This is a genomic window from Nonomuraea sp. NPDC050404 (assembly GCF_040655495.1).
In the GTDB taxonomy this organism is placed as follows: Bacteria; Actinomycetota; Actinomycetes; order Streptosporangiales; family Streptosporangiaceae; genus Nonomuraea.
The window spans coordinates 315,358-327,242 of sequence record NZ_JBFAKB010000008.1; the positions used below are offsets into that span (position 1 = coordinate 315,358).

General features: G+C 65.4%; 13 protein-coding genes. 6 read left to right on the forward strand and 7 right to left on the reverse strand.

Translation table 11 applies throughout. The annotated features are described in order from the left end of the window. Positions 1-1,114 (reverse strand): hypothetical protein (locus tag AB0I81_RS24565; RefSeq protein WP_360660428.1); only part of this gene is annotated, 1,114 nt, incomplete at its 3' end. A 565-nt stretch (positions 1,115-1,679) separates the two neighbouring features. Between AB0I81_RS24565 and AB0I81_RS24570 the strand changes: the two genes are divergently transcribed. Further along, the gene (locus AB0I81_RS24570; RefSeq protein ID WP_360660431.1) at positions 1,680-2,297 is read left to right on the forward strand and encodes a TetR/AcrR family transcriptional regulator; all 618 of its coding nucleotides are present in this window, start codon (positions 1,680-1,682) and stop codon (positions 2,295-2,297) included. An 85-nt stretch (positions 2,298-2,382) separates the two neighbouring features. Next, positions 2,383-2,523, forward strand: coding sequence for a hypothetical protein (locus AB0I81_RS24575; RefSeq protein ID WP_360660432.1), 141 nt, complete (start codon positions 2,383-2,385; stop codon positions 2,521-2,523). Between the two features lie 64 nt (positions 2,524-2,587). Here the strand turns inward: AB0I81_RS24575 and AB0I81_RS24580 are convergent, their stop codons facing one another. Continuing rightward, the gene (locus tag AB0I81_RS24580) at positions 2,588-3,382 is read right to left on the reverse strand and encodes a class I SAM-dependent methyltransferase (protein WP_360660435.1); all 795 of its coding nucleotides are present in this window, start codon (positions 3,380-3,382) and stop codon (positions 2,588-2,590) included. A gap of 275 nt (positions 3,383-3,657) precedes the next feature. Then, positions 3,658-4,239 carry a TetR/AcrR family transcriptional regulator gene (locus AB0I81_RS24585; protein ID WP_360660437.1) on the reverse strand — a complete coding sequence of 194 codons (582 nt, stop codon included), beginning with the start codon at positions 4,237-4,239 and terminating at the stop codon, positions 3,658-3,660. Positions 4,240-4,336: 97 nt separating this feature from the next. Between AB0I81_RS24585 and AB0I81_RS24590 the strand changes: the two genes are divergently transcribed. Beyond that, entirely contained in the window at positions 4,337-5,215 is an 879-nt protein-coding gene (locus AB0I81_RS24590; RefSeq protein WP_360660440.1) for an NAD(P)-binding domain-containing protein, read from the forward strand. Between the two features lie 125 nt (positions 5,216-5,340). On the opposite strand, the gene AB0I81_RS24595 is transcribed toward AB0I81_RS24590, so the two are convergent. The 4 genes from AB0I81_RS24595 to AB0I81_RS24610 all read right to left on the reverse strand — a co-directional run bounded on the left by AB0I81_RS24595 (position 5,341) and on the right by AB0I81_RS24610 (position 8,350). After that, positions 5,341-5,598 (reverse strand): helix-turn-helix transcriptional regulator, encoded by a 258-nt coding sequence (locus AB0I81_RS24595; RefSeq protein ID WP_360660443.1) that lies wholly within the window; start codon positions 5,596-5,598, stop codon positions 5,341-5,343. Next, complete coding sequence (locus AB0I81_RS24600; RefSeq protein ID WP_360660446.1) at positions 5,599-6,180, reverse strand: DUF2975 domain-containing protein; 582 nt, start codon at positions 6,178-6,180, stop codon at positions 5,599-5,601. Between the two features lie 615 nt (positions 6,181-6,795). Further along, positions 6,796-7,767 (reverse strand): CU044_5270 family protein, encoded by a 972-nt coding sequence (locus tag AB0I81_RS24605; RefSeq protein ID WP_360660449.1) that lies wholly within the window; start codon positions 7,765-7,767, stop codon positions 6,796-6,798. After that, positions 7,760-8,350 carry an RNA polymerase sigma factor gene (locus AB0I81_RS24610; RefSeq protein ID WP_360660451.1) on the reverse strand — a complete coding sequence of 197 codons (591 nt, stop codon included), beginning with the start codon at positions 8,348-8,350 and terminating at the stop codon, positions 7,760-7,762. Before AB0I81_RS24610 ends, AB0I81_RS24605 begins: the two co-directional genes overlap by 8 nt. Positions 8,351-9,225: 875 nt before the next feature. Between AB0I81_RS24610 and AB0I81_RS24615 the strand changes: the two genes are divergently transcribed. From AB0I81_RS24615 to AB0I81_RS24625, 3 genes are all read left to right on the forward strand, one after another. Next, on the forward strand, positions 9,226-9,450 hold the full coding sequence (locus AB0I81_RS24615; RefSeq protein ID WP_360660453.1) for a hypothetical protein: 225 nt from the start codon (positions 9,226-9,228) through the stop codon (positions 9,448-9,450). Between the two features lie 161 nt (positions 9,451-9,611). Beyond that, complete coding sequence (locus tag AB0I81_RS24620) at positions 9,612-10,085, forward strand: SigE family RNA polymerase sigma factor (protein ID WP_360660456.1); 474 nt, start codon at positions 9,612-9,614, stop codon at positions 10,083-10,085. After that, entirely contained in the window at positions 10,082-11,251 is a 1,170-nt protein-coding gene (locus tag AB0I81_RS24625; protein WP_360660459.1) for a hypothetical protein, read from the forward strand. Before AB0I81_RS24620 ends, AB0I81_RS24625 begins: the two co-directional genes overlap by 4 nt. The last annotated feature ends 634 nt before the right edge of the window (positions 11,252-11,885 follow it).

Genomic DNA, 11,885 nt, shown 5'->3' on the forward strand with positions numbered 1-11,885 from the left:
GAACTCGTGTTTGTTCGGTCGTTTGAGTCTGGTCGGTCGTCTGGGGCCGTGTGGCTGTCCTGGCCTGCCCGTATTCGGCCACGGCGTGGAAGGCCGCCTTGGGTTCCCATGGCAAACCCGGATAGGCCCTGCCTGTACGGTCGCGCTCAAGGACCTTGACGATGCCGAAGCTTGCGGTGTCGAAGTCACGTGCGGGCTCGGAGGACGTGGGCAGATGCCGGGAGGCGAAGGTGTAGACGAAGACAGCGTCCGTACCCTCATCGTCGTAGATCTCGAAAAGCTCCCGCACGTAGGCAGCTTGTTCTTCCTCGTCCCGTTCGGGGGTCTGGGTCAGGTGGGGGCGGCCACGCTCGTCCCATTCGACGATGGAGTCTCCGCGTGCGCCCAGAGCGGTGGCTCCGCGGTGGGTGGTGCAGCCGAACTCGGTGACGGCGAACGGCTTGGTCTGAGCGGTCTGGGTGCGTACGCCCTCGCGGAAACCGGGCGCGCTGGTCGCGTCGCGGTACCCCGCGTCGGTGGCGATGATGTCGAACGGACCCCAGTCCACGCCTTCGAGAGGCAGGGAAGCGTAGCTGATCGGGCCGCCGAAACGTTCGCGCACCGCGACGACGGCTCGGCGGAGGAAGGCGTTGACGCGGGCGTGCAGGCCGGGAAGCGCGGCGCGTAGCCGCGCGGGCTCGGCCATCAAGCCAAGCCGCTCCTGAAAATTGTCGCCGGGCAGAAATCCGCTGGTGAACAGGCTGATCTCAGAGCCGGTGAGGAGGATGACGCGAGCTCCTTCCCGCCGCAGTCGTTCGGCCCGTTCGGCACTGTCGATGATGAAGGCCATCAACTCGCCTTGGGTGAGGCCGTTCGTGAACGGCGAATACCAGGTCTCCAGGCCCGCCTGGGCGGCGTGACGCGCTGCGATCTCCAGGCGATCGGCGTCTCCTCCTGTGATGCGGACTGCGTCGCAATGCAGGTCCTCGCGGATGATTTGCATCTCGCGGCGGACAATGTCCGGATCGAAGGGTTCGTGGGTGGTGGTTCCGGCGGAGAGAAAGCCGGTGTCGTAGGTGACACCATGGACACGCATCAAGAGCCTCCGAATGTGATCGTCGTGCGGGTGGAACATGAGAGGGAACGGTTGCGCGACCTCCTGGGGGAGGCGGACCGATAACCGTGGTCTGGGCGAAATTCAGACGGCTTGGCACGGCCCTGGCCCAGGCCCAGGCCCAGGCCCAGGCCCAGGAGTCGCCCGGAACCACGCCTAGGGTGTTTGCTACTCGACCAGCCCCGGCACGCTGCCCCAGGACGCCGCCCCAGGACGCCGCCGTGACGATGCCGGTGACGGGTGGTCGCCGTACGGGCGCCCGCTTCCTGCATGAATGGTTGTCGTACGGACGCCTTGCCTCCTGCACGAATGGCTTTCGTGCAGGCATCCCGATATTTGGACGAATGGCTTCTGTGCGGGATTCTGGCCTTCCCCTGGACGAGCGACTTGCGTGTGGGCGTACTGCCCCGCCCGGGCGGATGGTCCTCGCGAGGCGTGTTGCCCCACCTGCGGATCTCCCTGTCCCGGCGCACGTCAGGTTGGGCGGCACTCTCGGTGCGAGTGCCGGTCGTCGTCCCGAACTCTACACACAACTTGCGCGTCACGCATCAGTTGCGCGGCGCGCAATATCGGATATGCTTCAGCCATGAACGACGACGCCATGGACCTGCGGGCGCGCAACAAGCAGGCCACCCGGCAGGCGATCGGCCACGCCGCGCTCCAGTTGGCCATCGAGCAAGGCCCTAACGGACTCGCTCTCGTGCGCGTCCATGACATCGCCATGGCTGCGGGCGTCTCGCCGCGCACGTATAACAACTACTTCGCGAGCAGGGAGGAGGCGATCTGCTCATTCCAGGCAGACCAATCCAGGCGGGTGGGTCTGGCGCTGCGCTCCCGGCCCGTGGAGGAGTCACTGGAGCAGGCCGTCATCGCGGCTGTGATCGAGCTGTACACCGACCCGGAGCCCGATAAGGCCGGCCTGAGCATGATCATGTCGACACCCGAGTTGGAGGGCGAGGCATTGAAAGCGTTCAGTGTGGCGGAGGGCCCGCTCGCCGAGGCCATCGCGGACCGCACCGGCATCGCCCCTGGCAGCGGCCTGTTCCCCGCGGTCACGGCCGCCGCGGTGGCCGGCGCCATTCGCGTGGCGGGCCGACACTGGCTCAAGCCCGGCACCACCGATTCCTTCGCCAGCATCCTCCGCAGCGCCTTGTCTCACGTCGTTCCGGTCACGTCACCTGAACGCTCGCAGGAGCAGCGGTAACGCGTGATATGACGTCGTGGGGCCAGGTCAGGACGCGACTATCCATTGTCGGCGATCAGCACTCACCCTCGAAGGGTGGCAGGCGATGAGCAGGATGGATGTGCACGGCACGGTCGCGGACGGCTTCGAGTCGGTGCGCGAGGACTTTGCAGTAATGGTGGCCAAGCAGGGCGGTCAGGCGGGCGCGCAACCGGATTGGGCGGGAGAGGTGGTCGTCCTGTGCTGAATTGGGAAGATGAATGTTTGGTGTTGCTGGGGAGGTGGGTTGGCGCAGGTGATGCTGAGCGCGCTTATGTGGCAGGACCGGGGAGAGTCTTCCGGGCTAGTAGAACCTGGAGGACCACAGGTTCGATGAAATGTCCGGTTGGGTTGGCTGCGAGTAGGGCGTTGGTGACCTCTTGTTCGAAAGCTGGTCGACGGTTGCCGAGTAGTTGACGCAGCGGTAGTGATGTCGAATACAGGTAGCCAATGATGCGTTCCGTCGTCCACGATCGTTCGAATTTGTAGACGAGGCTGGTGAAGGTCGGGAATGGGGAGCGGGCGAGTGTTGTCTCGTGTGGCTCGGGTGGCAGGGTGGCGCCGGATTGAGGTAGTGGGCCCAGGAAGCGGTGCTGGACTGCTTCGATGGCGTGTTGCCAAGGGGTGATCGGTCGCGCCAGGCAACTGTCGTTGGCGATCACCAGGCCGCCGTCGTCTTCGACCATGTTGGCCAGCGCTCTCAGGACCTGGTCGCGATCCATCCAATGGAATGAGCGCCCCATGGTCACCAGGTGGAATCGCCCCAGGTTGCTGGGTAAGTTTGCTGAACTGCCGCGTACGAAGGTCACATTGCCTATTGCCTTTGCGCGTGCTTCGCGAGTGGCCTCGGCGAGCATGTCCGGCTCGGGGTCGATGCCGACGGCTTCTGCGACGTGTTCGGCGAGTGGAATGGTCAGTTGGCCGGTGCCGCAGCCAAGGTCGAGTAGACGTCCGGAACCGTCGAGGGTGAAGTGCTGAACCAGGTCATCGAGGAATTCCTTTGGGTAGCCCGGGCGAAACTGTGCATAGAACGGGCCTGTTCCGGCGAAAAGTCCAGTGTCTGACACGCCGTCACTCTATCCCTGCTGATCATCCGCAATCGGGTGGACGGGTTGGGGTGCCGGGCAGTGCGGTGGCTGGCGGTTTCGGCGGTTCAGAGGTTCAGCGATTCGGCTGTCTCGGTGGTGCTTCGGTTCGCCGTTCCTCGTGGTTCGGCTGTTTGTGGTTCCCGGGTTCGCCGTTCCTCGCGGTTTGGTGGCCTTGGTGGTTCGGCGGTTTCTTGCGGTTTGGCGTCTTGGTGGTTTGGCGTCTTGGTGGTTTGGCGTTTTGGTGGGTTGGTGGTTTAGCGGTAGGAGTTGATGAGTCGGGCGAGGTGTTTGCCAGCGATCTCTAGGGGTGTCACGCTTTGGGATACCTGTGCTGACAGTTCTGCGCCCTCCAGCATGTTGATTACGCTGTGGGCGAGGTCGTGAGCCGTGTCGTCGGTGAAGCCGGAGTGTCTGAGCTTGTTGCGGACCAGGGAGCGCCAGTTCTCGTAGGCGTCCTCTGCGGCCTGCTGGATCTCGGGCTCTCGTCCTGCGCTCTCCAGTGCGGTGGTGGTTACCGGACAGCCGTCCAGCCAGGCGGACTCGCGCAGCCCGTTTGCCAGGTCGCGGGTGCAGGTGACGATCGCCACGGCGGGGTCGTCTTCCTGGTCGAACGCCGTGCGCAGGAATTCCGCGAACTCTCTGTCTCCGTGGCGGACCGCCTCTACCGCCAGCTCCCGCTTGCCGCCCGGAAAGAAGTGGTAGACCGAGCCGAGCGTGGCCTGGGCCTCCTGGGAGATCTGCTTGAGGCCCGTCGCCTCGTATCCCTGGCGCTGCATCAGGCGGGAGGTCGTCTGGACGATTCGCTCCCGGGTGCCGACCTCGTGCTGGGTTCGCATGGTTGCCATCGTACTGGATAGAGCGTTCGTTCTAAGGGTGTGCTAGCGTGCGGGCTAGATAGAGCGTTCGTTCTAGTGGTAGTGGAAGGAGGCGTGGATGAAGTCTGTGACGGTTGTTGGGTTGGGGCCCATGGGGCAGGCCATGGCCAGCGCCTATCTCGACAGTGGTTACGAGGTGACCGTGTGGAACCGCACGCCTGCCAAGGCGGAAGGGCTGGTGGCGCGGGGTGCGAGGAGGGCGGAAACGGTTGAGGCGGCGCTCACCGCCAACGAACTGGTGGTGCTGAGCCTGATCGACTACGACGCGTTCGATGCGATTCTGGCGCAGGCTCCGTCTGCGGCTCTGGACGGGCGTACCCTGGCCAACCTCACCTCCGACAACCCGGACAGGGCCCGTCGGACGGCCGCGTGGCTGGCCGAAAGCGGGGCCGTGCAGATTACTGGTGGGGTGCAGGTGCCGCCTCCGGGCATCGGTACGCCGGACGCGATGACGTACTACAGCGGGCCCAAGGACGCCATCGAGGCGCACAGACCTGCTCTTGAGGTGCTCACCGGGATCGATTACCTCGGCGAGGACCATGGACTGGCGGCGCTGTACTACCAGATCGGGATCGACATGTTCTGGACGGCGCTGGCAGGCTACCTGCACGGGCAGGCGGTGGCGGAGGCCAATGGGATCTCGGCGGAGGATTTCCTGCCGCAGGCCGTGAAGACCATGGACCTGCGTTATTTCCTGGAGTTCTACGCGCCGCGTATTGCCGCGGGTAATCACGAAGGGGATGTCGATCGGATCTCCATGGGGGTGGCGAGTTTGGAACATGTGCTGCACACCACCCGGGTGTCCGGCGTGGACGGCTCACTTCCCGCCGCGGTCTTGGAGATTTTTCGTCGAGGTGTTGCTGCGGGGTATGGCGAGAACAGCCTCACTAGCCTGGTCGGCGTGTTGCATCGGCCGCATCAGGGCCGTGGACAGTGACCACTCGATCACGATGAGCACGTGCCGCGGGGGATTACGGGATTGCTCATCGTGCATGCTCGACCGCTCGTCGCCCCTTTGAGGACTCACTTCGTGGGATGAAGGGATAGCGGATCGTCGGTGCGTCAGTTGCCGCGGGGTTTGTGTCGCTGTGCTGGCTCTCTTGTCGGTGGCGTAACAGTGAGCAGGTCACCGGGCTGGCAGCCGAGGACCTGGCAGATGGCGGTCAGTGTGGAGAATCGGACCGCCTTCGCCCGTCCGTTCTTGAGGATGGACAGGTTCACCACAGTCACGCCGATCCGCGTGGAGAGCTCGGCCAGGGTCATCCTCCGAGCGGCGAGGAGCCGGTCGAGGTGGCACACTACCTGGTGTCCTTGCTCCATTCAGATGGTCGCTGCGGTGTCGTCGGCGAGTTCGCTGCCGCGGCGGAATGCTTCCGCCAGGATGAGAAGCAGCAGGGCCGCCGCTATGGGCAGCAAAGGGATGTGCACCGTTGGTATGCCTGAAGGGGAGAGACCTACTCTGGTGAGCACCATCGTCGCCGCTATTTGCGGCAAGAAGTTGGCGACGAAGCCGCTCAGGACCACTAGACCTGCCAGGCGGGCGATCCGGGAAGGGTTGCCCTTGCGGAAGGGCTCGCCCTCGAGGATCGACAGCAGCAGCCTCCGCAGTAGGACTGCGCCCAGGCCAAGAGCAACGCCGGTCACCGCGGTGTCTCCGCGGGAAAGGAGTTGTTCGAGGATGGTGGAATCCCAGGCGCGCAGGTCAACGGAGTTGCCGGAGGGCTGCAGCGAGGTGCCTTCCGGCAGCTGTTTGGGGTGGGCGAATGCCGACTCGGGATCGATGAATGCGTCCAGGGGGACGGGAACGGTGACGTAGGCGCCTGCTTGTGTCGCGCCGTTGATGGCGTACGCGATGCCCCAGAACGCGGCGATGGCGCCGATCCACAAGGTGGCAGATGCCATGAATCGTATGAGGGAGGGGCGGACATAGGAACGGTGGCTGCTGCGCATGGACGCTCCCGGTTTATCGTTTATCGATATGCCGGAACATTAGCAACCAAGCTTGATATGCACAAACCCTGCGATCTCAGAAGGTGTCTCATCCTCGGTACCAACGAGTTCGGCGGGGATGCCGCAGTTGGCGGCGGGCCGTCACTCAAGTCTCAGTGAAGGGTAGGGGCTCTCGAAGCTCGACAGCCATGCTCCAGGCAGGCCAGAGCCTTGCCATGGTCACCGGCACGAAGGGAGCGGCGGCGACCGTTATGGCTGCCACCGAGGCGACTGGTGCTGAGCCCGAGACCGAGAGCCCTGCCGAGGGCGAGTCGCCCGGGGAGATCCCATGGCCGACCAGTCGACGGCCGACGAGTTCCGAGAGGGCCGTAGAAAAGAAGCCCCGCCCATGGACCGAGGGCGGGTTCCAGGGATCGTCGCGCCACGGAATGTGTTGCGACGATCTCAGGGTTCGCTGGTGGAGGGTTCCGAGCATGACGCATCCTGCAGGCGGATCTTCGGCGACTACTACCGGAACTCCTGCTGCTCAAAGCTGGTTTCGCCGGAGTCCCGTTGGTGCGGCGAAGGTCAGCCTCGCCGGCCGGGACGGTTGACGATCATGGAGGACAGCAGGGCCGTGCTCCACACCGAGCCCTTGCGGAAGGCGGGTTCGCTCTCGCCGCCGAGGAACCTGTCGCGCAGCCAGACCGCCCGCGTTCCCAGGTAGCGGTAGGTATCCCGGTCGAGGATGTGGTAGGTGCGGGAGATCGTGTCGGTTCCCTCCATCCAGATGCCCAGGCCGGTGCGGCCCGCCGCGTCGCTCACACCCTGCTCGATGCGGACGCCGGAAATGAGTGCCAGGGCGCGGAACATGGCCGCCTCCAGCCGCGGCGGCATCGTGCCGTACCTGCTCAGATAGAGCATGATCACCCGGTAGGCGCGGTCGGCGTCGGGCTCAGGGCTCTTGGTGACGCCCTCCTCCTTGGGGTAATCGATCCAGTGTCGATCGGCCGTGACCTTGGCCAGCAGCTTCTTCGGGTCGGTCGGCAGTTCGCGGAGCTTGGCGTCGTACTGCTGCGGCGACAGGTCGTCGTCGCCCGGATCCGGGGAAATGGTGCTGACGACCACTTTTCCGCCTCTATCGACGTTGGCGTGCTGCCTGCCGTCGTAGCGCATCCATCCCTCGCTGGTGGTGACCGTGTCCGAGTTCGGCTGCTTGTCCAGGGTCTTGGTGTAGTGCCACTGCGTCGGCAGGGGGACCTGGTCGCCTTTGCGCCTGCCCGCCACTTCGGCGGCGTGGGCGAGCACCACGCTGGAGTCGAGTTGGGCGACCGGCGGCGTGTTCGCCGGGTTTGGGATGGGCGGTGCGGGTGGCAGGGTGGTCACGGCGAGTGCGGTGGCGGCTCCCAGCGCTCCGACCAGGAGCAGGCGGCGTCCCAGTGTTAGCCCGCGCCCCCGGATCCGCGTCAGCATCCGGCGGCGCTGCGGAATGGTCCATTCCTGGCCCGGCTCGGGGATCTCTGCGCGCCACTCGCGCAGCGATCGCAGGTCATCATCCATCGAAGGACTCCTCTCGGGTGGTCACAGGGTGGGATTCGCCGAGCGCCTGGCGCGTCTTTGCTCTGGCCCGGTGCAAGCGGGATGCGACGGTTCCGGCTGGGATGTCCAGCGCGCGGGCCACATCGTCGTACGACATCTCGGCCCAGGCGACGAGTAACAGCACCTCCCGGTCACCGGGCGACAGTTCCGCCAGCGCCCCTGCCAGCCCGGCCTGCTGGGCGGCGATCCGGTCGTCGACGCGTTCGGTGTACGGCTCGGCGATCTCATCGATGCCGCTGCGGGCCAGTGCCCGGTAGAGGCGGACCTCCACCCGCCGATGCCGGCTGATGAGCCGGGCGGCGATGCCGTACAACCAGGGCCGCGCGTCGAGGTGGCTCGTGTCGTAGCGGTGGCGGCGCCGGAAGGCGGCCAGGAAGGCGTCGGAGACGATGTCGTCGGCCAGCGAGGGACCCAGTCGCCGGGCGACATAGCGCCGTAGTGCGGGCGCGTGCCGGTCGAAGAGACCGGCGAACACCTCCGGGGCGCGTTCCGAGCGCCGGATCAACTCGGCGTCGTCGACCCTGCCGGGTTCTTCTGCGATCACATGGTGCTCCAGCCCTTGTGTAGTGGTTCGTCGGCTTTCGCCCGTACGACGGCCACGAATTCACGTTCTGAGATGTGATGTGCATCACATAGCGTCATCCGGTCTGGCCAGGCACAGCATGCCGGGTGCGTCGGTGGGCGCGCCGATACCCTGCTCACCGCCACTTTCAAAGTTCTGCGCCAGGCCAGTCCGAAATCACCTCAAAGATCTCCGCGAAAAGCACTCTCATCAGATACGAAAGCAATTGGAGAACGCACATCCGGGAAGTTCTTGCGGATGTGCGGATGGACCGGTTGTTCGTTCCGGTGGTCGAGCGGGTGCTCGTCGAGATCGATCGAAAGAATGAGGAATTGCTCGCCGCCCGCGCTTCTGCGGTCTGCGTCGTGGTGAAGTGTGTGGGGTGCGGTGGGTGGATGCCGATCTGGGTGAGGGTTTGCCGGCGACGGTGAAGCGGCTCACCAAGGTCGGTCGAGTGGTCAAGGAGGGTGCGCCGGAGATGCATCACTCGACGGCTGGCTTGGGGGTTCGGCCTGGGTTGATTCGGGGCGTGTCTTCACGTGGGAGTATGGGCGTGCCCTGATGCCGGATTCGGTCAGTACACACTTCGAGCGGTTGGCGTTCAAAGCCGGCCTGCCGCCGATCCGTTTGCATGATCTGCGCCACGCCGTCACTGGCGGCCGGGAATGCCATGAAGACGACGCCGTCGGCCCCGCAAGTTCTGCTCCGACGCCTGTCGATGGGCCTTCGGCCGCACCCGCGTCAGGCGCTGGCGCCCCCTGACCCAGCGCCACCAACGCCAGGACGGCACCCGCAAACAGCGCCGCCATCTCCGCGACCAGGCCGAACACCTTGCTCAGGCGGCCGGGAAGCTGGCATTGGACCTGCACGCCGAAGATCTCGTCTCGCCCACCCAGCAGACCGGCTGGAAACCCGGGCCCATCGCCGGTTACACCGCCGCCGCGCTGCCCCTGCTCGCCCAGGCCCGCGCCGTCCTGGCCGCGGCCGTCGCCGCCGACCGAGCGGCCGGAGCCACCTGGAACGAGATCGCCGCAGTTCTGGACGTCAGCCCTGACACCGCTGCTCGTCACTACCGCACCTGACGGCGAGCCGAACCCCGCAAGTGTGACTTCCGTCTCACGAAGCAACCTGGACAGCGAGTATGCATGGAAGAGGTATGCGATTCGCAATTCAACGAGCGGTGGACGAACCAGCGCCATCCCCGCAGGGAGGGCCGCCTGCTGCGGCCATGGATGAGGCTGCCGTGGCCGACCTGTTCCTGACTCACCGGCTGGGCCTGGTCCGGTTGGCGTTCCTGCTGGTGGGTGACCAGGAAACGGCCGAGGACGTCGTCCAGGACGCCTTCGCCGCGCTGCACCGCCGATGGAGCCGGTTGACCCACCATGATCGAGTCCTGCCCTACCTACGGGCGAGTGTGGTGAACGGATGCCGGATGGTTCGCCGGCGCCGGTCCATCATGAGCAGGTTCACCGGCGATCGGCAGACGCCATTTCGGTCGGCGGAGGCCGTCACGTTGCTCGGAGAGACACGCCGGGAGGTGTCCGAGGCAGTACGCGCCTTACCCCGCCGCCAGCGAGAAGCCGTGGTGTTGCGTTACTACCTCGACCTGTCCGAGGCAGAAATCGCCGAAACCATGGGAATCAGCCGTGGCACAGTGAAATCGACCGTCTTTCGAGCCCTGAAGGCACTCACCGTCAAACTGGAGGGAAACCGATGACGTCATGGCTCGAAGATCAGCTCCGTGATGCCCTCGCCGCCGACGCCGAGCAGATTCGCCCGGAAACCTTGCGCCCTGCCGAACAGGCGGCGCGAACGAAGACCATCGTTTCCGCACGCCGGTTCGCCCTGGCGGTTCCGCTCGCAGCCGCGCTCGTCGTCGTGGTCATAGGCACAGTCGCCGCCATGGTGGCCGGAACAGGAGGCACGACCCCAACCGGGCCCGCAACGCACACTCTCACTGGCCCGCGTTTCCTGCTGATCGCCGGCAATGACGGCGTGACGGTCCACGACGCTCGCACCGGGAAGGTCGCGAGCCGGCTCGGGCTGCCCCCGACCCCGGAGGGAAGCTTGCGGGAGCCCGGTGGATACCTGCTCGCAGGCGCTGGCGACGGTGAGACCTTCTACATCGCCCAGAGCGTCAAGTCCCGCGAGACACAGGAAAGCAGCACGAGGTTCTACCGAGCCCAGGTCGATGAACAAGGCAAACCAGCCGAGTTGGTTCGCGACGTGATTCCCAAAGTGATCGGTACGACAGCGAGCTCCCTTGCCGTTACCAGTGACGGCACTCGACTCGCCTACAGCCTCGACGGCAAGGTATGCGGTCAGGGGAAAACGTTGCGCTTCTGCCCCGGAGCGCAGCTCACGGTCGTCGATCTGCCCGCGAGAAGGACACGAACATGGACGACGAACATCGCAGGACAGATCGAGAGCCTTTCCTGGGCCGCCGATCGCCGCACGCTCGGCCTAGTGGTCAAATCTGAGGCTCGGGTTCTGGACACGACCGCCTCTGGCACCACACTCGCGACCAGTCAGGTCATAGCTCAAGGAAAGGAAGCCACCACCTCGGCGATCAACCCGAACGGACGCAGCATGCTGATCGGCCATCTCCAACCGTCCAATGGTCGGCAACCGCATCACTACACCATAGACGAGTACTCCGTCCCAGACGGACGCAAAATTCGCACCCTGGTGAGCAGGAACCACGACGGCAACGAAGGCGCGCGCTGGAACCTGATCCGTTACGACGGCACTGGGCACCATCTGCTGCTCGCGGGGAATTTCGATCCACTGAGCAGAGTCGACGACGGACGCATCACGCCCTTGATCCGCCCCGGATCTCCCGATGCTTTGGGGCACCGATCAGAGATCCAGGCGGCCTGGTAACCAGCCCTAGACGGAGGAGAAGTTGGGGAACAAAGCTCCAACAGCCAGCGAAGCCTGGGCTCGGCCCACGGCTAAACGATCATATCTCTACTCGAAGACAACCTCTGAGGAGGGGTCGGGTGAGGAGGGGTCGGGTGAGGAGCGATGTTGAGCGGTGGTGCGGGGCGGCGATGTTGAGCGGTGGTGCGGGGCGGCGATGTTGAGCGGTGGTGCGGGGCGGCGATGTTGAGCGGTGGTGCGGGGCGGTGGTGCGAAGGCGTGGTGTGGGTTCGGGGAGCCGTGGTGGTGTCGTCGAGGCTGCTCACCTGCACCACCACGAGCAGCGGAAAACGACGCTGGTCAAGCTGCTCTGCGGATTCCACCGGTCGGCCGCGGGGACCATCACCGTGGACGGCAGCCCCGCTCACCGAACTGGAGCGGGTCGCATGGCGGGAACGTATTACCTCGGCATTTCAGGACTTCAGCCGGTTCCGGTTCCTGGCTCGCGAGACCGTAGGCGTGGGCGAGCTGCCCAGGATGCACGGCATCGCGCGCGCCGAGCCGGGTCTACCCGCCCGCTGTTGCAGGGCGGGTAGACCGGCTCGGCGAGGTCCTCGGCGACGGCGTCGAACTGTTCGGCGGTCAGTGGCAGAAG

Bases quoted from the DNA above. Each gene is read 5' to 3' on its own strand.
- AB0I81_RS24570 (WP_360660431.1), top strand. From the start codon at position 1,680: ATGAACGACGACGCCATGGACCTGCGGGCGCGCAACAAGCAGGCCACC.
- AB0I81_RS24575 (WP_360660432.1), top strand. From the start codon at position 2,383: ATGAGCAGGATGGATGTGCACGGCACGGTCGCGGACGGCTTCGAGTCG.
- AB0I81_RS24585 (WP_360660437.1), bottom strand. From the start codon at position 4,239: ATGCGAACCCAGCACGAGGTCGGCACCCGGGAGCGAATCGTCCAGACG.
- AB0I81_RS24590 (WP_360660440.1), top strand. From the start codon at position 4,337: ATGAAGTCTGTGACGGTTGTTGGGTTGGGGCCCATGGGGCAGGCCATG.
- AB0I81_RS24595 (WP_360660443.1), bottom strand. From the start codon at position 5,598: ATGGAGCAAGGACACCAGGTAGTGTGCCACCTCGACCGGCTCCTCGCC.
- AB0I81_RS24600 (WP_360660446.1), bottom strand. From the start codon at position 6,180: ATGGCATCTGCCACCTTGTGGATCGGCGCCATCGCCGCGTTCTGGGGC.
- AB0I81_RS24605 (WP_360660449.1), bottom strand. From the start codon at position 7,767: ATGGATGATGACCTGCGATCGCTGCGCGAGTGGCGCGCAGAGATCCCC.
- AB0I81_RS24625 (WP_360660459.1), top strand. From the start codon at position 10,082: ATGACGTCATGGCTCGAAGATCAGCTCCGTGATGCCCTCGCCGCCGAC.